Here is a 20636-nt window from a genome sequence, read left to right as displayed (position 1 = left end):
CTTCGAAAACAAGTCGGATGGGGCAGGTTGCCCCATCCCGGGAAGTCACCCGATCAATGCTTCTTGCTGTCGTCTTCGAGGTCTTCGAAGTCGGCATCGACGACGTTCTCGTCCTTTTTCTCGCCTTCCGGAGCTGCACCTTCAGCACCCTGCTGGGCCTGGTAAGCAGCCTGACCGACCTTCATGGCGGCCTGCGTCAGACGCTCGCTGGCGCTCTTCAGAGCTTCCGCGTTGTCTCCGTTCAGAGCCTCGCGGGCAGCGGCGATCGCAGCTTCAGCTTCGGACTTGTCAGCAGCCGGCACCTTGTCACCAGCCTCGGTCAGAGACTTTTCGGTCTGGTTGATCAGGCTTTCCGTGCTGTTGCGCAGTTCGACCTGCTCACGCTTCGCCTTGTCGGCCGCGGCATTCGCTTCGGCGTCCTTGACCATGCGCTCGACGTCGGACTCGGACAGACCGCCAGAAGCCTGGATCTTGATCTGCTGTTCCTTGCCCGTCGCCTTGTCCTTGGCGGACACGTTGACAATGCCGTTGGCGTCGATGTCGAACGTGACTTCGATCTGCGGCACGCCACGCGGGGCCGGAGCAATGCCCGTCAGGTCAAAGTTGCCCAGCAGCTTGTTGTCAGCCGCCATTTCGCGTTCGCCCTGATAGACCTTGATGGTCACGGCGTTCTGGTTGTCTTCGGCCGTGGAGAAGGTCTGGCTCTTCTTCGTCGGGATCGTCGTGTTGCGGTCGATCAGACGGGTGAAGACACCACCCAGCGTCTCGATACCGAGTGACAGCGGCGTTACGTCGAGGAGCAGGACGTCTTTGACATCACCCTTCAGGACGGCGCCCTGAACGGCTGCACCAATAGCGACCACTTCGTCAGGATTGACGTTGCGGGCAGGATCCTTGCCGAAGAATTCCTTAACCGCTTCGATGACCTTCGGCATACGGGTCATGCCGCCGACGAGGATGACTTCATCGATTTCGCTGGTGGAGACGCCGGCGTCCTTGATGGCGGCACGGCACGGGCCGAGTGTCCGCTGGATCAGGTCGTCGACGAGACTTTCCAGCTTGGCGCGGGTCAGCTTGACGACAAGGTGCTTCGGACCGGAAGCGTCAGCCGTGATGAACGGCAGGTTGATCTCGGTCTCCTTGGAGGAAGACAGCTCGATCTTGGCCTTCTCGGCCGCTTCCTTCAGGCGCTGCAGGGCGAGCTTGTCACCGCGCAGGTCAATGCCCTGGTCTTTCTTGAACTCATCAGCCAGGTAACCGATGATGCGGTTATCGAAGTCTTCACCCCCCAGGAACGTATCACCGTTCGTGGACTTCACTTCGATCACGCCATCGGAGATCTCGAGGATGGAGACGTCGAACGTACCACCACCAAGGTCATAGACAGCAACTGTGCCGGAATCACGCTTGCCAAGGCCGTAAGCCAGAGCGGCGGCGGTCGGCTCGTTGATGATACGCAGGACTTCCAGACCGGCGATCTTGCCCGCGTCACGCGTTGCCTGACGCTGTGCATCGTTGAAGTAGGCCGGAACGGTGATGACGGCCTGCGTCACGGTCTCGCCAAGATAGGCTTCAGCCGTTTCCTTCATCTTACCGAGTACGAAGGCGGAGATCTGCGCCGGAGCATACTTCTCGCCGCGGGCCTCAACCCATGCATCGCCATTGTCACCACGGACGATGGCATACGGCACCATCTCCTTGTCCTTCTGGACGGTCGGATCGTCGTAGCGGCGGCCGATCAGACGCTTGACGGCATAGAAGGTATTGGACGGATTGGTGACAGCCTGACGCTTTGCGGCCTGACCGACGAGGCGCTCACCGTTTTCGGTGAAAGCAACCATGGACGGGGTCGTGCGTGCGCCTTCGCTATTCTCGATGACCTTCGTTTCGTCACCCTCGCGTACGGCGACGCAGGAGTTGGTGGTACCGAGGTCAATACCGATAACTTTGCTCATATGCTTTTTGTCCTTTCAGCGGTCCGTCCCGGCCCTGTCAGGCACCAGGGCGAACCCTTGACGTCAGTGCGGACCCTTCACAGGCCCGTGTTTCGACTCTTGATCTAGGAAAGGGGATGTTTCCTTTCAAGAACCGTTCCCAGAGATTTCTGTCATATGTGTCATGAATTTCAAGTGGCACGAACAGAGAGAACGGGCCTACTCCCAGAAGAATTGTGGAGAGAATTTCAGAAATCCCCCGCTCTTTTTAGGAGAGATATGGCTTCCGCTTCCCCGTTCAATGGTCCAGTCTCCAGTCCAGCCATGCCGAAACATCCGATCCGTCATGCCACGCTGGTGGCTACTCTTGCCTGTCTTTCCGCCTGCGGTCCTCTCGGGCCGGGACATCTGCGAAATGACCAGCTCGAATATTCCCGTGCACTTGGGGATAGCCAGAAGCATGAAATGCTCCTGAACATCGTCCGCCTGCGCTATGCTGATCCCCCGACCTTCCTCGACACCACGCAGGTCATTGCCGGATATAGCCTTTCGGAAAGCGTGAGCGGCGGGTTTTATGCCTATCCCGCCACGGCAGTGGGCAATTACCTGTTCGGAACGGGAACCATGACGGCCGGTGAAAGTCCGACCTTCACATATCAGCCCGTGACCGGTCAGCAATATGCTGAAAACGTTGTCAGGCCTATTTCTCCCACCGTCATCATGCCGCTCAGTCTCGGTGGCCTGCCCATTGATACACTGCTGCGTCTGACGGCCCAGTCGATTGATGGCCTGTCAAACGTCCGCGGTCTGGGGGCCGGGCCGTTCGGTGGTGGGTCCGTGCGATTCTACCTTCTGCTGCACGATCTGCGTCAGCTTCAGATCGCTGGCGCCATGACCATCCGGATCACGACCGATGCACCACCCGCTCAGGGGGGGAACAACAAGAAAGGGAATAATAGTGGCGGCAAGTCCGACAACGGGGGCGGAAACAGCGCTGAGCATGCCTATCTTGTTCTGACATCGACCTCGGACAGCAATCTCCTGTCCATTCAGGCGGAAGTCCGCAGACTGTTACATCTCGATGTCCATGCGGAGGAAGCCGAGATCGTGTACGGGCCCTATCCCAAGCATCCGGGGCAGATCGCCATTCTTACACGCTCGATGCTCGCCATGCTCACGCAGCTTGCCTATGAGGTCGAAGTTCCGGAGGGGGACATCAAGAGTGGCCGCACTCCGCCTACCATCGGTCAGGTCGGGATCGAGAATCGTCCGGAAGTGCTGATTCATTCCGGCAAGCACGCTCCGAACAAGCGCTATGCGGCCGTGGAGTATGAAGACACATGGTTCTGGATCGATGACAAGGATTTCCAGAGCAAACTGGCATTTACGATGGTTCAGGTTTTGGCGGCTCTCGCTGCTACCAACCATACAGCGGGTGCCGTGGTAACGATTCCAGCCGGGTAAAAGGCAAGTAATAGGAATGTGTTCTGAAAATGATTATTTTCACTAAAAAGTGTGGCTATCTTTTCTGAACACGAATTTGTCACTAAAACGCCATCGAAGGATTATGGACCTCCTTAGACTTATGGACTTACCGTTTGTCCATCAATCAAGGAGGCTTTTGGTTATGCCGAATACTTACGGCAACAGAACCCCCGTGGAATGGCTTGTTATCCTTCTGGGGATCGTAATCGTTCTGGTGGCTCTGTTTTTTGTCATCGGAGGGGCGGATCTCGCCATGCTCGGTGGCTCTACCTATTATGTGATCTGTGGCATCGTGCTTCTGGCGAGCGGTGTTTTCATGGTGATGGGGCGTACTCTGGGAGCGTTCCTTTATCTCGGTGCTCTAGCTTACACCTGGATCTGGTCTTTCTGGGAAGTTGGTTTCAGCCCCGTTGACCTTCTTCCCCGTGCTTTCGGGCCGACTCTTCTCGGTATTCTCGTGGCCCTGACCATTCCTGCCCTGCGTCGGATGGAAGCCCGCCGTACTCTGAGAGGAGCTGTCTGATGCGCCGGTCCCAACTTTTCGCGACCGCAGCCTGTCTTTCGCTGGTCTGTGCTCCGTTCGCCGCCAATGCCCAGTTCGCACCGTCCGGTACGGGCGGCCCGCCATCTCCGACCGTTCCAGGTCTGGGAAACGGTACGACGGCATCGGAAAACGGAAACACGTCCGGTGACCGCGGTAACCCCTACGAGCCGACGGCACAGACCCCGGCTCAGAAAGGCTTTTTCGCCGGCCCGTCCCCTTATGCCCCTCAGGCACCGGGCGTCAATGCGGCCAACCTTCCCGACGATCCGTCTTTGGATCCTAGCCAGGTGCCCCAGATGGTCCCGCAGCAGAGCGCCAGCCCTGCAGCCGGTGACTGGGCTGCCTATGGCAATGACGATAGTGAGACCCGTTATTCTCCGCTGTCGGAAATTACACCGGAGAACGCATCCCAGCTTCAGGAAGCCTTCGTCTATCATACGGGCAGCTATCCCCGTAAGGGACAGGTCAACAAGTGGGCTGCCGAAACCACGCCGATCAAGGTGGGTGACGGTCTGTACATGTGTTCGGCCCTCAATGACATCATGAAGCTCGACCCGACGACGGGTAAGGAGATCTGGCGTCACAATCTGGGCGTCAAATACGAGTCCATTCCCTACACAGCTGCCTGCAAGGGTGTGACATACTTCACGTCGTCACAGGTTCCGGAAGGACAGCCCTGTCACAACCGGATCATAGAAGCCACGCTGGACATGCGTCTGGTGGAAGTGGACGCTGATACCGGCAATGCCTGTCAGAGCTTTGGCTTTAACGGTCAGATCAACCTGATGCAGGGTCTGGGTGAGTCCGTCCCGGGCTTCGTATCCATGACCACGCCGCCGCCGGTGGTGAATGGCGTGGTGGTTGTGAACCATGAGGTTCTCGACGGTCAGCGCCGCTGGGCGCCATCCGGTGTGATCCGTGGCTATGACGCTGAAAGCGGCAAGTTCGTCTGGGCATGGGACGTCAATAACCCGGACGATCATAACCAGCCGACCGGCAATAATCATTACAGCCGTGGAACCCCGAACTCGTGGGCGGCCATGACCGGCGACAACGAGCTTGGTCTTGTGTACGTCCCGACCGGCAACTCGGCCTCGGACTATTACAGCGCGCTGCGTAGTCCGCTGGAAAACAAGGTTTCGTCTGCTGTTGTGGCGATTGACGTCAAGACGGGTTCCCCGCGCTGGGTCTTCCAGACTGTCCATAAGGACGTGTGGGATTATGACATCGGCTCCCAGGCCACCAAGATCGACATGCCGGGTCAGGACGGACAGACCGTTCCCGCCCTCATCATGCCGACCAAACGCGGGCAGACTTTTGTGCTTGATCGTCGGACGGGTCAGCCCATTCTGCCGGTCGAGGAACGTCCTGCACCGTCTCCAGGTGTGATCCCAGGCGATCCGCGGTCTCCGACGCAGCCTTGGTCCACCGGAATGCCAGCCCTGCGTCTGCCGGACATGAAAGAGAAAGACATGTGGGGCATGTCCCCCATCGACCAGCTCTTCTGCCGCATCAAGTTCCGTCGTGCGAATTATGTGGGTGAGTTCACGCCGCCGAGCGTCGACAAGCCCTGGATCGAATATCCGGGTTATAACGGCGGCAGCGACTGGGGCTCCATGTCCTACGATCCCAAAAGCGGCATCCTGATCGCGAACTGGAACGTCACGCCGATGTATGATCAGCTTGTGACCCGCAAGAAGGCCGACCAGCTTGGCCTGATGCCGGTCGACGATCCGAACTACAAACCGGGTGGCGGTGGCGCCGAGGGTAATGGTGCCATGGAAGGAACGCCTTACGGTATCGTTGTGACGCCGTTCTGGGATCAGTACACGGGCATGATGTGCAACCGTCCGCCCTATGGCATGATTACGGCCATCGACATGAAGCATGGCCAGAAGGTCCTGTGGCAGCACCCGCTGGGTACGGCCCGTGCCAATGGTCCGTGGGGTCTGCCGACCGGACTGCCCTGGGAAATCGGTACTCCGAACAACGGCGGTTCCGTCGTGACGGCCGGAGGCGTGATCTTCATCGCTGCGGCTACAGACAACCAGATCCGTGCCATCGACGAGCGGACAGGCAAGGTTCTGTGGGAGCACGTCCTGCCGGGTGGTGGTCAGGCCAATCCGATGACGTATGAGGCCAATGGCCACCAGTACGTTGCGATCATGGCAGGTGGTCATCACTTCATGATGACACCGGTGACCGACCAGCTGGTCGTCTTCAAACTGCCCGATAACAAGGGCTGATTACAGGCGTGGCGGAAATACATTGCACATCCGCCACAGTCCATCGTCAGGGGGAGATTTTCGTGCTAGAAATGGCAGGAAGTCTCCCTTTGGTGTTTCTGCCATGCAAGTTGGACGGTCGAAACGGCCCATAGGCAGCCTTCTTTCGGGATCACCTTTCCAGAGCGGCTCGCCAACACATCCATGACCCATCGTCCTCCCGTCATTCTTCAGGTTCTGCCTGCCCTGAGTACAGGTGGTCTGGAACGGGGTGCGGTGGAAATTGCCTCCGCCATTACTATAGGAGGCGGTCGGGCGCTGGTCGCTTCGCGGCCGGGACCGCTGCTGGTTCAGCTTCGTCATGCCGGAGCCATACATGTTCCGCTCGATCTGAAAAAAAATCGCCTTTTGCCATCCGTCGTCGTGCGCGGGATTTGCAACGTCTGATTCGTGAACAGGGGGTGGATCTGGTCCATGCCCGCTCCCGCGTTCCGGCATGGTCGGCCTGGCTGGCCTGCCGCCGGGAGGGAATCCCCCTCGTGACGACATGGCATGGCGTTCATGAGGCGAAATGGTGGGGGAAACGGCGCTACAATTCCGTTCTAGCGCGTGGCGCGCGCGTTATTGCGATCTCGGATTTCATCGCCGGCCGGATGAAACGCGAATACGGCGTGACAGACGACCGGCTGCGGACCATTCCGCGCGGAGCTGATCCCCGGCTCTTCAGCCCGGATGCGGTCTCTGGCGAACAGATCCAGACGCTGGCTGAGGCCTGGGATCTCCCTGACGATGCGAAGGTGATCTTTATGCCGGCGCGTCTGACCCGATGGAAAGGACAGGGCGTCCTGATCGAGGCGCTTGCGCTGTTACGGCGCATGACGGAGACGGCATGGGTCTGTGTCCTGACGGGGCCTGAAACGGACCGGAAATTCGCGCAGGCGCTGGGACGGCGCGTCCGGGAGCTGGGTCTTCAGGACCATGTCCGTTTCGCGGGGAACTGCGCTGACATACCCGCCGCCTGTGCTCTGGCGAGCGTTGTTGTGGCGCCGTCGCTGCGGCCTGAACCTTTCGGCCGGACGCTTGTAGAAGCGCAGATGATGGGACGTCCGGTGATTGGCACTTCGCAGGGTGCCATGATGGAGACCGTCCTGCCTGGGGAAACAGGTCTCGTTGTCCCGCCTGATGATGCGCCTGCCCTGGCCGCGGCGCTCGCATCTGTCCTGTCCGCTCCTCAGGATGCGCTGGACTGGCTGGCGGAAAAGGCCCGCGCCCATGTTCTCAGACATTACACCATCCGTCAGATGCAGGCTGCGACTCTTGGAGTCTATGACGAGCTTCTGGGTATTCATTTGCGGGAAACGTTCGAAGGACAAGTACGATGAAAACCGATGATGGGGCCTCAAAGCCCTCCGCTCCCCATTTCACGGATCGGGCACCGGCGGCCCAAGAGGAACGCCGCGCGCGTGAGGCCAAGGCCCTGCGCGCCAATCTTCTCAGGCGCAAACAGCAGCAGCGTGCGCGTCCCGAGGGCGACGGCCCTGCTTCCGACTGACCAGGCCCGCCATTCATGACAACCTCTTCTGGTCTTGTCCTGCCCAGCTGGCAGGAAGTGGCGCTCGGTATCGTCACGGCCCTCTGGGGTGGGACGTTTCTGGTCCTGCATATTGCCATGCAGCATTGCGGGCCCATGCTTTTCGTGGGCGTCCGCTTCGCGCTGGGTGGTCTGTGTGTTGCGCTGATCGCCGGGCGACGGATGCTGGACATCAGCCAGCGCGAAATCCGTTCCGGCGCGTTGATCGGGATTGCCTTGGCCTGTGGATACATCCTCCAGAGTGCCGGCCTGCGGGACATCGCCAGCAGCCGATCGGCTTTCATCACGGCGCTCTACATTCCGCTGGTTCCTGTCCTGCAATGGATTTTCCTGCGCAAGGCGCCACATCTCATGAGCTGGGTCGGAATCGGGCTGGCGTTTGCCGGGCTGGTGGTTCTGGCCGGTCCGGCTGCGTTGTCCCTGTCCTTCGGGCTGGGGGACCTGCTGACCTTTCTGGCGGCGACCTGTATCGCTACGGAGATCATCCTCATCAGTCTGTTCGCACGGGGAGTGGACAGCTTTCGTATCACGGTCGCGCAGCTCCTTGCAGGAAGCCTGTTTTCTTTTGCCCTGATGATCGTGACGGGTGAGGGTGTGCCATCCTTTTCGTGGATCTGGTTATCTTGCGCGGCAGCCCTAGGAGGGTTGAGCGCCCTAGTGCAGCTTGTCATGAACTGGGCGCAGAAATCGGTTTCACCCACCCGTGCAGCGGTCATTTATGCTGGGGAACCGGTCTGGGGCGGTCTGGTCGGATGGCTGGCAGGTGATGCACTGGGAAAGAGTACGCTTCTGGGAGCCGCACTCATCGTAGGGGGAGTGCTGGTCAGCGAGCTCCGTCCCGCATGGCTGGTAAAAGGGCAACAGTCGCTCACGAAAAATGACTGAAGTGACACATTGCGTGAAGAGCGGCGGATCGCTAGAGCAGGTCATCCCCCGCGCCCAGGAGTAATGCCCCTTGTCTGTCATGCCCGATACATGGATCCGCCAGATGGCTCAGGAACACGGCATGATCGAACCGTTCGTCGAAGCCCAGAAGTGCGACGGTGTCATTTCCTATGGCCTGTCATCCTATGGTTACGACGCGCGTGTGGCTGAAGACTTCAAGATCTTCACGGATGTGGACAGTGCGATCGTCGATCCGAAGAATTTTGCAGGCAACAGTTTCGTCACACGCAAGGGCGACATCATCATCCCACCCAACAGCTTCGCGCTGGCCCATACGGTCGAGTATTTCCGTATTCCGCGCGATACGCTGGTGGTGTGTCTCGGCAAGTCCACTTATGCGCGCTGCGGCATCATCGTGAATGTCACGCCGCTGGAACCGGAATGGGAGGGGCAGGTGACGATCGAGATCAGCAACACCACGCCACTTCCGGCGCGGATCTACGCGAATGAAGGCATCTGCCAGTTCCTGTTCTTCCAGGGTGCGGGCCCCTGCGAAGTCAGCTATGCCGACCGTGCCGGCAAATACATGCGCCAGTCCGGCGTCACCACGCCCCGTCTCTGAAAGGCCCGACCAGGGAACGCATCATGGACCGTTTCATTATTCGTGGCGGACAGCGCCTCTCCGGTGAAATCGAGATCAGCGGGGCCAAGAATTCCGGCCTCAAGCTCATGGTCGCCGGGCTTCTGACGGCGGAGCGCCTCGTCCTGTCCAATGTCCCGCAGATTGCTGATATCCGCACGATGCGCGATCTCCTGATGAGGCTTGGTCTCTCGGTGGAGGAAGTCGCGCCGCGCACCCTTTCCATCGGTGGAGAAATCGCATCGGTTGAAGCGCCGTATGATATTGTCTCCAAGATGCGGGCGTCCATTCTGGTGCTCGGTCCGCTTCTTTCCCGCGCGCGGGAAGCGAAAGTCTCCCTGCCCGGGGGGTGCGCCATCGGAACCCGTCCGGTGGACATGCATCTCAAGGGGCTTGAAACGCTGGGGGCGGAGATCCGTCTGGAAAACGGCTATATCAATGCGACGGCACCCAATGGCCTGAAGGGAGACAGGATCGTCCTGCCTTTCGCAAGCGTCGGTGCGACGGAAAACCTGCTGATGGCCGCCACTCTGGCCAAAGGGCGCACAGAGATCGTCAATGCCGCACGTGAGCCGGAAATCAGCGATCTCGTCCATTGCCTGAATGCCATGGGCGCGAAAGTTACGGGTGAAGGATCGGGCACGCTGGTGATTGACGGCGTGGAGAGCCTGCATGGCGCGAATTATGCCGTCATGCCTGATCGCATCGAGTGTGGCACCTATGCCTGTGCTGCCGGGATCACAGGGGGTGATCTGCTTCTGGTGGGCGGTCGCGCACAGGATCTCGGCGCTGTCATTCGCACGCTGGAGGAAACAGGCGTCGAGGTTCTGGAAGAAGAACGAGGCCTCCGCGTCCGCCGGAGCGGAAGCCTGAGCGGCGTGGACATCATGACGGAGCCCTATCCCGGCTTTCCGACGGACATGCAGGCGCAGTTCATGGCCATGCTGTCCATTGCCGAAGGAGCGTCCCTCATTACGGAGACGATCTTCGAGAACCGCTTCATGCATGTTCCCGAACTCAACCGGATGGGCGCACGGATCAACCCGCATGGCCGTTCCGCGATTATCCGTGGCGTGCCAAAGCTCTCCGGTGCGCCTGTGATGGCGACGGACCTGCGGGCATCCTTCTCCCTCATCCTGGCCGGACTGGCGGCGGAAGGCGAAACGCAGCTCAGCCGCATCTATCATCTGGATCGCGGTTATGAAGGCGTGGATCGCAAGCTGGCTGCCTGTGGCGCGAATATCGAGCGCGTTTCGGACTGAAGAAAATGAATAACGAATCTGGAAGAAGATCGTGAAAACTGCCCGGAGCCGGTTTTTCCAGAAACGGCTCCGGGCGCCGTTGTTATGAGAAGTATTTCAGAAGTTCATCTTTGAAGATGTCGTTGTGGTCCTTGATGACGGCTTCATCAACCATCGCGACTGTTACGCGCGGGTTTCTCAGGTAAGGGACGCCAGACTGGGAAACGGCAGTCAGGACCAAAGCGCCATTCACGGACTGTCCGTTATGCGTCACGAACTGCGGCACAAGTCCCAGAGGCGTGTAAAGACAGATCTCTTCAAGCGCCGTACGGTATGATTCGGTCGTGATCCTGAGAAACTTGGCCAGTCGGAACAACCTGCTGAGGTCTCTGTCTGTCCGGGATGTCAGACACAGGAAAAATGGATCATGTCCCTCTGAGGAGGGCAATGAAGAAAGCGGTAGAGCGTTCAGAGCCTGATATGTCGAAAGGAAGAATATTCCTTCGGTCGCGGGATTGATGAGGAAAACCCTGTCACAGCAGGTCTGGCCAAGGACGCCCCTACAGTAACTTGAAATTTCTCGGCTCATGGCGGCGTAGAGAATGGCGCCTCCAAAGCTGTGTCCCCAGTGATAGACCCTTATCCTGCCCTGGTTTTTTCCTCCTCCTGCAGGGCTGGTGTTGTACATGACCCGCAGTTCGCCCAGACGTGTGACCAGTTCGAGCAGACTTCCTTCCGAGATGATCCTTGTGCGTCTGGAGCGGTCGTAGAACGTGATGCTCTTCTGAATGAAATTGTTATAGCGCTGCCCTTGCCAGCCGACATAAATTCCCATGACGGCTTTCCCGGGCGATACCGCTCTGAGTCTGGCAATGTAGTTGCTGAAATCTATGAGGTTTCTGTCTGTCGGGGCGGCATTGTGATTCCATCCGTGGATGAACGTGATGATCACGATCTGCGCTTCCGGGGTAGCTGCAGCTTTTTCGATATCTTGAATGATGGACGTGATTTTTCCAGGGTCGAACGCCATGCCCTGATCGTCGAGTTCAAGGACGAAAAAATCCTGGCTGATCTGCAAATCAGACGGAAAATGCCGCCCCGTCCTAAAGATTGAAGTTGGTTTGTCAGACAGTCCGCTGAACGTTTCGAGAAAAGCTTTCAGCGATGGAAATGGATCCAGTTTCCCTGTCAGGCAAAGGCGGCGCAGGAAATAAAGTCCACCAAGCGCAGCAATTCCGAGTGTAACGAACAAACAGATCGTGAATATTCCATGCAATAGTAATAATTTGGAATAACTGCTTCCAAATTTTGCTGATATTTTAAGTATCTTCAGAAGAAGGAGTGCCAGAAGAGACAGAAGGAAGGCAGAAAATACCTGCTGAATTCCGATCAGAAAGCCGCAGATAATTCCCAGGATAAGATAAGGGTTTTTTGATGTGCATGGGGAAGACAGGGCGTCATAGGCAAAGAGAATGAATGCCCAGATTCCGAAGAAAACGAGGCCTTTCAAAATCGATTTCACTGTCAAAAACCTCGTATCTGAAATGAATGCTGTTAAATTTCTGTTTTCTTACTGAATCAGGCTTAACCGTTTCGCATGAGGTATATATTTCAATTTCTGATCCTGACAGAAATTTTTTTGGCTTCTGTCCGAAAGCGAACAGTGATTCCGTATGGACCGCAGCTCTGAAACAGGATCGCAGGGGCATTCCTGCGGTTCTATCCGTCCCGGATATGAGGCAGGAACGGCCATCAGACGAAAAAATGGAATACGATGGCTGCAATCAGGATGGTCACGGGCAGTCTGGTCACTCAGACCGAGATAATTTTGCCGAGCGTCTTCATGTTGATGCTGACGTCTGGACATTACGGTTCCCGCCACCCCGGATGTGATGATGGGAATGATCGAAACTGGAAAGCCGGTATAGGCCGCCATTGCGATCAGCCGTCTGGCTTCAGATACTCCTCTGGTCAGTTCCGTGGGGTCAACCGGGCACCGAGATCATCGATCCGATGCCTTGTCCCGTGTTTGATCTTTCTATCCGTTGAGAAAGTACGGATAGTGCTTTCCTGATTTTTCACAAACCGTTCGCAAATGATGTCCTTTGTGGGAAAATTAGGTTGGGGCGTGCAGCAGCGCACGTTGGAACAGGGCGTTGGTCCAGCTCATGGCCTGAAGATACAGGGCGGCATCGAACCGGGGGGCACCATCACGCAGGAAGGCATGCTGTCCGCCTACTTCATGCCATTCCAGCGTGATCCCGGCTTCTTCCAGTCGGTCCCGGATAATGCGGCGGCCTTCATACGGAACGTGTGGATCGGACTGGCCCCAGACCATCATGAGCTCACCGGAAATCCCGTCAGCACGGCGTAGGGAATCATCAGATTTTCCGGCACCAAGCGTCGCGCTGTGCAGGTCAGTGGCGTAAAAGCAGGCTGTCGCCTTTACGGCCGGGTGCAGGGCAGCCCGGTAGGCCAGATGCCCTCCAAGACAGACGCCGAAGGCACCTATCGCGCCTGAACAGGGTGCGTAACCATGCAGCCAGTCGATCATGGTTGCGGTGTCACTGTCGAAAGCCGCCACCGGTTTGGTATATTTCAGCTCATTACCCCGGTCCGTGCCAGCTTTGTCGTAAGCGAGCGCCGTGCCGGGCGCTTCGTATTCGTGATAGACTTCGGGAATCACAACCACATAACCCTGACCGGCAATCATGGCAGCCAGACGTTCGATTGGCGCTGTTACCTGATAGATTTCCGAATACAGGATCACTGCTGGGTATTTTCCGGCCGCCACGGGCCGGAAGACATGTACGCGCATCGGGCCGGTTGGTGTCGCAAGATCGACATGTTCGTCAATGCGGATCAGCATGGCGGGAAACCCTTGTCCTGAACGGGCGGAAACTGTGAGCACCGGTGATGTCAGACCGGGGAAAAACTGCTCCCGGACAGGCCGGGAGCAGAAGGTATCAGGCTGTAACCGTGGCGTCGGCGGGCTGGGAGACGAGGTTTGCCAGCGTGGCGGCCGTCCCGTCAGTCTTCAGCGCCGTTCGCATGGCGACAAACAGATTCACGAACGCCGGATTGTCCGTCAGGCCCCATCCTGCAAAGACTGTCATGTCCAGAGCCCGGGCCGGATCGGCGGCGGTGACGAGGGTACGGTCCGCATCGGAGAGACGGGGTTCGGTAATGTCATAGAACGCCTCGGTGTCGTCCCGGCCGCCCAGATAGGCGCAGTAGCAGGCCAGAAGGAACGCGATGCGCCGCATGTCCCCGTTTTCCTTCACAACGGCTTCTGCCGTGGGACGCACGAAGACCGGTAGTTTGGACGTGCTGTCGGACGTGATGCGCAAAAGCTGGTCATTGACAGCCGGGTTACGGAAACGTTCAAGCAGAAGCGCGCCATAATCGGGCAGGCTGATGCCTGGAGGGGCGGTCAGATGGGGTTCCGCATCCCAGCCGAGAAACTGCTGGAGCAGACGGAAGAGGTGATCGTCCTGCATTGCCTCGCTGACGAAACGGTATCCCATCAGGACGCCGGGTAGCGACAGCATGGAATGCGATGCGTTCAGCATCCGCAGCTTGACGCGCTCATAAGGCTCGACGTCATCCGTGAACAGGACGCCTGTCTGCTCCCAGGCCGGACGACCGTTCGGGAATTTATCCTCCACGACCCACTGGATGAAATCCTCGCAGTAAAGCGGCGCACGGTCATCAATGCCGCTTTCGGCATCCAGCCGCTGGATATCCTCCGCACGGACTGCTGGCGTGATGCGGTCCACCATGCAGGATGGAAAGGCGACGTTCTGCCCGATCCATTCCGCAAGGGTAGCATCCCGAAGCTTCGCAAAGGACAGCACGGCATTGCGGGCGATGTCCCCGTTCGCCGGGACATTGTCACAGGACAGGATCGTGAAAGGCGCCGTTCCGGCATCGCGGCGCAGGCGCAGGGCCTCCGCCAGAAGGCCGAACACTGTTTCCGGGATTTCACGATGGATATCGGCGGCAATGACGGGATTATCCGTCATGAAGCGGCCATTCTCATCCGTGTAGTAGCCACCTTCGGTGATCGTCATGGTGACGATGCGGATGGCCGGGTCCGTCAGGCGATGCAGCGCCGCTTTCCGGTCGGAAGGCGCGTGGACGTATTCGACAAGCGACTTCACCACGCGGACCGTGTCTGGGCGGTTCGGCGGACATTCGCGCAGCGTATACAGCCCGCTCTGACTCTGAAGGGCTTCTGCTTTTGCGATTTCGGAGGGGTGATCGAGCACCCCCATGCCGACAATGCCCCATGTCTCCTGTCCGGGCAGGGCAAGGGCACGGTCTACATAGACCGCCTGATGCGCCCGATGGAAATTGCCTACACTGAGATGGGCTATCCCGGGTGTGACGGTCTTGCGATCATAGGGGAGGGTGAGGATCGACTCTGGCAGCTGGGCCAGCGTCTCCGGTGTCAGGATCATGATGGTGCTTCCGAACGAAAGGACCGACCCCTTTTAAGAGCATAAAAAAGTGAGGGAATAGGTTTTGGCCTTTATGAATTTTTTCTAATAAACTTCTCGTTCCCGCGAAGACCGCGGAAATATCGTCAGACCTGATACAGCGAGACCTATACAAAAGGTTCCTGTGTCTCCGGCATGGAGACGAACCCCGGCAGGGCTTCCACCCGGTGAAGCCAGTTCCGGATAGAAGGACAGGCGTCGAGAGACAGGCCACCTTCCGGTGCGCGGGCCACATAGGCGTAGCAGGCCAGATCGGCGAGTGTTGGTCCGGTCCCTGTCAGGAATGTCCGGTCTGTCAGTGCTTTTTCCAGAATGGGGAGGAAACGACGGCCGCGCGCCTGGGCGGCAAGCAGTTCTTCCTTCGGGTGTTTCCACAGGGTGGCGGCACGAGCTGCGGCCAGCCCGAAGCGGATCTCCCCCGCGGCGATGGAAAACCATCTCTGGACATGCGCTTCACCGATTGGATCGGTGGGAAGCCATGAACTGCCTGGAGCGTATTTCCGTGCCAGATAGACGAGGATGGCGTTACTGTCGCAAAGCGTCAGGTCGCCATCCTGAAAGACAGGAATCTGCCCGAGCGGATTCAGCGCCTCCACGACGGGATCATGGGGGGCGACTTCCACCGCGCGGTAATCGAGCTTCAGGATGGACAGAAACAGCCGGACCCGGTGGACATGACCGGAAACGGCAAGGCCATAAAGGACGCGCATGGACTTTTCTCCTTCATAGACTAGAGAGAATGATCCGAGGGCAGGGACGTGTCCAGCGTGACGGATAGGCGCGGGCATTTTATGCTTCCGCTATCTTTCCGTTCTGCAGGATTCATCCATGAGTGCTCCCATCCATCGCCTGACCGAGGACGAACTCGTCCCGATGGTTGACGCTGTCCTTTCGGCCGAGACGGACATGATTGCCAATATGGCCAATATTTCCGCCATGCTGTTCGAGGCACTCCCCGAGATCAACTGGGCGGGTTTCTATGTCTGGCGGGACGGGCAGCTCGTTCTCGGGCCTTTTCAGGGGCGGCTGGCCTGCACGCGGATTCCGAAAGGCAAGGGAGTCTGCGGTGCGGTGGCCGAAAGCTGGAAAACCCTCGTTGTGTCGGACGTGCATGCCTTTCCGGGCCATATCGCCTGCGATGCAGCTTCGGCTTCCGAAATCGTGGTGCCGCTCGTGGTCGGAGATGAACTGCTGGCTGTGCTGGACATCGACAGTCCGGTGAAAGGTCGGTTCTCCGCCCACGACCGGGAGCGTCTGGAGAAGGTCGTCAGCCTGCTGGCCGCGCGGCTGACACCCTGAGGCTGGATCAGGCCGGGACGTGAGCGCCAAGATGCGCCATCAGTTCTGGCACATCTTCGACGACGGTGAAAAGCTTCCGTGCGGACGGATCGGCGAAGCCTTGTTCTACGGCCTCGTTCAGTGTCCGGACCAGGGAGCGCGCCCAGCCTCCGATATTGACGATATAAATCGGATTGCTGTGCAGGCCGAGCTGCTTCCAGGTCAGGATTTCCATCAGTTCGTCGAACGTGCCCAGGCCGCCAGGAATGATCGCGAACGCATCGGACAGTTCGAACATGCGTGCCTTGCGGGTATGCATGTCTGACGTGATTTCGAGTTCGGTGACGCCCGTATGCATGACTTCGCGGTTGTGCAGAAATTCCGGGATGATGCCGATGACCCGTCCACCTGCCTGCAGGGCTGCATCCGCGACCGTTCCCATCAGCCCGACATGGCCGCCGCCATAGACAAGCGTGATGTCATTACGGGCGAAGGCCGTCCCCACGGCGGCAGCGCCTTTGGCATAGAGCGGTGAATTCCCGAAACGCGAACCACAGAAAACAGCGCAGGAACGAATGGTCATGACGGGTCCTGTTGCAGAAGAAGATGGAAAGAGCTCACGCTGAAGTCCCTTTCAGCGTGCGGCTGATGAAAATGCCCGCCACACAGCACAGGGCTGCCGTGCCAAACATGGCCTGATACCCTGCGAACTCGATGATCTGCCCCAGCAGGAGGCCAGAGCATGCAATGGCAAGGTCAATGAAGATCGAATAGGCGCCAAGGGCTGCGCCCCGGTTTTGCGGCCCCGCACTGTTGACGGCCAGAACGCCGAGCGCGGGGAACAGGAGCGAGAACCCCGCACCCGCGAGCGCCGCGCCGATGATAGCCGCTGCGGGAGACGGGAAAAAGGACAGGACCATCAGGCCGATGCATTCCACCGCCAGTGAGACGATGGCGACGAACACACCGCCGCGTTTACCGATCTGCGATGCGAAGAAAAAGCGGATGACGACGAAGATGAAGCCGAAGACCGCCAGCGCCGTGGCCGCGCCCTGCCAGTGATGGATGGAGTAGTACAGCGCCAGAAAGGAGGAAATGGCGCCGAACCCGATGGACCCGGCCGCCAGCGCGGCGCCATGCGGTAGAACCAGCCGGAGCGCCCGTGGAAAAGAAATGGGGGCTTCCGTGGAGGGAACAGGTTTGACGCCATGATAGAAGCCGATGAGCGCAAGGCCGAACAGCGGAAGGGCGACGGACAGCAGTCCGACCGAAACAAGCCCGCCATAGGGATGGGGAAGTTCCGAAAGTTTGGCCCCGATCGGTGCGCCCATCGCGATGCCGCCATAAGAGCAGATACCGTTCCATGAAATGGCGATGGCGGTGTTCTCGGCCCCGGCCCGGCGGATATTCCAGACAATCACGCCCGTGGCGGCCCAGCTTTCCGCCCATCCCAGCAGAAGGCGACTGAACAGCAGGACCGCCAGGGACAGGCCTGGTGTCGTTCCCAGCATACCGGAGACAGCCATCAGGATTCCGGAGAGAACACAGGTAACAAGGCCACCCACCACGACGGGTTTCGGGCCGATCTGGTCCACCAGCCGGCCGGCGGAAGGGCGCGCGGCAAAGGTTGCGAAATACTGGAGGGAAAAGGTCAGGCCAGCGACGGTCGTGCTGTAGCCAAGACCTTGATGAACGAAAATCGTCAGAACGGCATTGGGCAGTCCGATGACGATATAGACCAGAAGATTGAATAGCACGACCGCAAGAACACGCTGTGTCGGTGAGGGGGGCTTCACCGGCGTTTCTTCCGCAGTCATGTGCTGGTTCTCCCGTTTCTGTGGATCACTCCGGAAATGGGAGTGCCCTTATGGCATAAGACAGATGATCCCATCCGTCACGGGCAGGTCTGGAAACCCTTCCGCAATAATGGCATTTTGCGCAACTGATCCGATGGTCGCCCCGGCGCGTGAGGCGCCGGGTCTTACATCCGTATGTGTCGTGTCTGCAGATGGTCTGCTATGGCAGAACACGCCTGCCGGCGCATGGGTTCCGGCAGGGATGGTAGGGCGTATTGCTCAGGGCGGCGCGTCTGGCTGCCGATTGCCTGGAGCACACCCTGCTGACCGATATGAAAATCCGTGTTTTTCAGGGCGTCTGGTTCCTGGTCGGATGCATTGACAAGAGGCATCGGCTGCCTGCCCGACACGAAACCCTGCTGCACACAATAGCGCAGGGCTCCCGTTAGATTGCCGTAGCTGGCAGTTGCCAGTTCCGGCGCGCCGAGCAGCACCGCCGGATCGCCACTGCGCGATACATGTCCTCCGCCCTGCGCCAGCGCCATGGTTGTAGGAAAATCAGGGGAGAGGGCGGATTGTTTCACGCAGCCTCCCAGCGCCAGGGGAAGTGCGCAGACCAGTGCACCGATGATCAGGACATCGGTGCGAACCCGGTGGAAAACGTGGTACATCGGAGTGGATATCATTCCTGTCAGGCGGCATGGGAAAGCTGACAGAGCAGCCTTCGGGCGGCAATACAAACGCCTGATATGGAAAAAGTTGGGCAACGGCGTGAAACATTACGCCTGTTTCCATCAATTCCATGAAGTCATGGGTCCTAAAACAGCAGTTCCATCTGCGAACGAGAGGGGCTGCTGTCCTGAACCGGTGTGCTGAGGCCTGACAGCGTCAAGCCCAGAAGCCTGATGCCGGGCATGACGGGAAAGAGCGGACGCATGAGGATCTGTCCGACTTCCCGCAGTTCCGCTTCGGATGCGACGGGGCGGGCAAGCGTGCGGGCCCGGGTAATCTGTCGGAAATCCGCGTATTTTACCTTGAGGGTCACAGTCCGGGCCTGAAGATTGCGCCGCAGGGACTGTGACCAGAGTTTCGCCGCGATCTGGTCCAAGGCTTCCAGCGCTTCGGAAAGAATCAGCAGATCGGTCAGGTAGGTCTGTTCCGTCCCCAAGGATTTGCGTTCCCGGTCGACTACGACGGGTCTGTCATCAATTCCGCGTGAGATCCCGTGATAGAACAGAGCGGCCTTGCCGAAATGACGTGTCAGGACAGCAAGACTGACATCTCGGAGATCTTTGCCTGTCTCGATTCCCAGCGTCCGCATCCTGCGCGCCGTTGCTGGGCCGATACCATGAAACGAACTGACCGGCAGATCGGCCACGAAATTCGGTCCCATGGCGGGCGTGATGAGAAACAGTCCGTCAGGCTTGCGATAATCGGAGGCCAGCTTGGCCAGAAAGCGGTTATAGGACACGCCCGCGGATGCCGTGAGCCCGGTTTCCATCCGGATGTCCTCGCGGATGCGCTCGGCAATCAGTGTGGCCGAACCATACGCGCCAAGATGATCCGTCAGGTCCAGATAGGCTTCGTCCAGTGAGAGCGGCTGAATCAGAGGCGTGTAGCGGGCGAAGATGTCGCGGATCTGGGCTGAAACGGCGCGATAAACGTCAAACCGCGGCGGAACAAACAGAAGGTCCGGGCAGAGGCGTTTGGCCTTGAGGGACGGCATGGCCGAGCGCACGCCGAAGGGACGCGCCTCATAACTGGCGGCCGCGACCACGCCGCGCGCCTCCCCCCGGCCCACAGCAATGGGTCGGCCGCGCAGGGCGGGATGATCACGCTGTTCGACAGACGCGAAAAATGCGTCCATGTCGATATGCACGATGCGGCGGAACTCCATCCCTCCAGTCTCGCCGATCAAAGAGAACGAAACAAGATCAGGATCAGCCATGAGCATCGAAGACGCCCGCCGCGCTGCCGGTTTCCAGACCCTGTCCAGCCGTCTGGCCTACCGCAACCCCTGGACTGCCCTGCGGGAGGACATCATCGTCCATCCGAATGGCCGGGAAGGACTTTATGGAATTGTCGAGCGCGGGGAGTTTGTCGTGATCCTGCCGGTCCATGCGGACGGGAAGGTGACGCTGATCCGCCAGTTCCGTTATCCGGTGGGCGAACGCCTGTGGGAGCTGCCGATGGGCATGTGGGAAACGAAGGAAAACGTCGACCCCGTAGAACTGGCCCTGGGTGAACTCCGGGAAGAGACGGGCCTGCGCGCCGGGGAAATGATCCATATCGGCACAATGTACCAGGGTGCGGGATATTCGAACCAGAAAGGACATGTCTTTCTGGCCCGCAACCTCACGCGGGGTGAAACCGCGCGCGAGGATACGGAACAGGACATCACCACCCATGATATGACGCTGGCCGCGTTCGAAGAACTGGTCAGCGGGGGAGACTTCAGATGCATGGTCTCTCTGGCCGCTTTCGCGCTGATCCGTGCGAAGGGGCTGATCTGACC

18 protein-coding genes and 1 pseudogene are annotated in these 20636 nt (G+C 58.9%); 10 read left to right on the top strand and 9 right to left on the bottom strand.

Features of this window, described 5'->3' with window-relative positions; translation table 11 throughout:
- Positions 1 to 53: 53 nt before the first annotated feature.
- Positions 54 to 1955: a molecular chaperone DnaK gene (gene dnaK, locus GMO_RS08175; RefSeq protein ID WP_008851882.1), complete on the bottom strand. Its 1902-nt coding sequence runs from the start codon at positions 1953 to 1955 to the stop codon at positions 54 to 56.
- Positions 1956 to 2258: 303 nt separating this feature from the next.
- Between dnaK and GMO_RS08170 the strand changes: the two genes are divergently transcribed.
- From GMO_RS08170 to murA, 8 genes and pseudogenes are all read left to right on the top strand, one after another.
- On the top strand, positions 2259 to 3398 hold the full coding sequence (locus GMO_RS08170) for a hypothetical protein (RefSeq protein WP_008851881.1): 1140 nt from the start codon (positions 2259 to 2261) through the stop codon (positions 3396 to 3398).
- A 163-nt stretch (positions 3399 to 3561) separates the two neighbouring features.
- Positions 3562 to 3942 (top strand): hypothetical protein, encoded by a 381-nt coding sequence (locus GMO_RS08165; RefSeq protein WP_040508720.1) that lies wholly within the window; start codon positions 3562 to 3564, stop codon positions 3940 to 3942.
- Positions 3942 to 6209, top strand: coding sequence for a pyrroloquinoline quinone-dependent dehydrogenase (locus tag GMO_RS08160; RefSeq protein ID WP_008851879.1), 2268 nt, complete (start codon positions 3942 to 3944; stop codon positions 6207 to 6209). The genes GMO_RS08165 and GMO_RS08160 overlap by 1 nt, the downstream gene beginning before the upstream one ends.
- A 183-nt stretch (positions 6210 to 6392) precedes the next feature.
- A pseudogene (locus GMO_RS08155) lies at positions 6393 to 7570 on the top strand (glycosyltransferase family 4 protein).
- Positions 7567 to 7740 (top strand): hypothetical protein, encoded by a 174-nt coding sequence (locus GMO_RS14395; RefSeq protein ID WP_008851876.1) that lies wholly within the window; start codon positions 7567 to 7569, stop codon positions 7738 to 7740. The pseudogene GMO_RS08155 and the gene GMO_RS14395 overlap by 4 nt, the downstream one beginning before the upstream one ends.
- Positions 7741 to 7755: 15 nt before the next feature.
- Positions 7756 to 8664 (top strand): DMT family transporter, encoded by a 909-nt coding sequence (locus GMO_RS08150; RefSeq protein WP_008851875.1) that lies wholly within the window; start codon positions 7756 to 7758, stop codon positions 8662 to 8664.
- A 70-nt stretch (positions 8665 to 8734) separates the two neighbouring features.
- On the top strand, positions 8735 to 9286 hold the full coding sequence (gene dcd / locus GMO_RS08145; protein ID WP_040508718.1) for a dCTP deaminase: 552 nt from the start codon (positions 8735 to 8737) through the stop codon (positions 9284 to 9286).
- A gap of 23 nt (positions 9287 to 9309) precedes the next feature.
- Positions 9310 to 10566, top strand: a complete 1257-nt coding sequence (murA, locus tag GMO_RS08140; RefSeq protein ID WP_008851873.1) for a UDP-N-acetylglucosamine 1-carboxyvinyltransferase — start codon at positions 9310 to 9312, stop codon at positions 10564 to 10566.
- An 82-nt stretch (positions 10567 to 10648) separates the two neighbouring features.
- Here murA and GMO_RS08135 read toward each other — a convergent pair whose 3' ends face one another.
- The 4 genes from GMO_RS08135 to GMO_RS08115 all read right to left on the bottom strand — a co-directional run bounded on the left by GMO_RS08135 (position 10649) and on the right by GMO_RS08115 (position 15757).
- The gene (locus GMO_RS08135) at positions 10649 to 11623 is read right to left on the bottom strand and encodes a hypothetical protein (protein WP_139064414.1); all 975 of its coding nucleotides are present in this window, start codon (positions 11621 to 11623) and stop codon (positions 10649 to 10651) included.
- 1038 nt (positions 11624 to 12661) lie between these two features.
- Complete coding sequence (locus GMO_RS08125) at positions 12662 to 13414, bottom strand: dienelactone hydrolase family protein (RefSeq protein WP_008851870.1); 753 nt, start codon at positions 13412 to 13414, stop codon at positions 12662 to 12664.
- 97 nt (positions 13415 to 13511) lie between these two features.
- Complete coding sequence (locus GMO_RS08120; protein WP_008851869.1) at positions 13512 to 15008, bottom strand: mannitol dehydrogenase family protein; 1497 nt, start codon at positions 15006 to 15008, stop codon at positions 13512 to 13514.
- Between the two features lie 146 nt (positions 15009 to 15154).
- The gene (locus GMO_RS08115; RefSeq protein WP_008851868.1) at positions 15155 to 15757 is read right to left on the bottom strand and encodes a glutathione S-transferase family protein; all 603 of its coding nucleotides are present in this window, start codon (positions 15755 to 15757) and stop codon (positions 15155 to 15157) included.
- A gap of 118 nt (positions 15758 to 15875) precedes the next feature.
- Here GMO_RS08115 and GMO_RS08110 point away from each other — a divergent pair, with 118 nt between their 5' ends.
- Positions 15876 to 16346: a GAF domain-containing protein gene (locus tag GMO_RS08110; RefSeq protein ID WP_008851867.1), complete on the top strand. Its 471-nt coding sequence runs from the start codon at positions 15876 to 15878 to the stop codon at positions 16344 to 16346.
- 7 nt (positions 16347 to 16353) lie between these two features.
- Here GMO_RS08110 and GMO_RS08105 read toward each other — a convergent pair whose 3' ends face one another.
- From GMO_RS08105 to dinB, 4 genes are all read right to left on the bottom strand, one after another.
- Positions 16354 to 16908, bottom strand: a complete 555-nt coding sequence (locus GMO_RS08105; RefSeq protein WP_008851866.1) for an LOG family protein — start codon at positions 16906 to 16908, stop codon at positions 16354 to 16356.
- Between the two features lie 34 nt (positions 16909 to 16942).
- Entirely contained in the window at positions 16943 to 18142 is a 1200-nt protein-coding gene (locus GMO_RS08100) for an MFS transporter (protein ID WP_008851865.1), read from the bottom strand.
- 164 nt (positions 18143 to 18306) lie between these two features.
- Positions 18307 to 18792 (bottom strand): hypothetical protein, encoded by a 486-nt coding sequence (locus GMO_RS13550; RefSeq protein WP_008851863.1) that lies wholly within the window; start codon positions 18790 to 18792, stop codon positions 18307 to 18309.
- Between the two features lie 146 nt (positions 18793 to 18938).
- Positions 18939 to 20018 carry a DNA polymerase IV gene (gene dinB / locus GMO_RS08090; RefSeq protein WP_040508802.1) on the bottom strand — a complete coding sequence of 360 codons (1080 nt, stop codon included), beginning with the start codon at positions 20016 to 20018 and terminating at the stop codon, positions 18939 to 18941.
- 49 nt (positions 20019 to 20067) lie between these two features.
- Between dinB and GMO_RS08085 the strand changes: the two genes are divergently transcribed.
- Positions 20068 to 20634: an NUDIX domain-containing protein gene (locus GMO_RS08085; RefSeq protein WP_008851862.1), complete on the top strand. Its 567-nt coding sequence runs from the start codon at positions 20068 to 20070 to the stop codon at positions 20632 to 20634.
- Positions 20635 to 20636: the final 2 nt, after the last annotated feature.

Origin of the sequence: Gluconobacter morbifer G707, assembly GCF_000234355.1 — a bacterium.
GTDB lineage: Bacteria > Pseudomonadota > Alphaproteobacteria > Acetobacterales > Acetobacteraceae > Gluconobacter > Gluconobacter morbifer.
The sequence above is the reverse complement of the archived record's forward strand: the minus strand, read 5'-3'. Positions and strand labels throughout refer to the sequence as shown.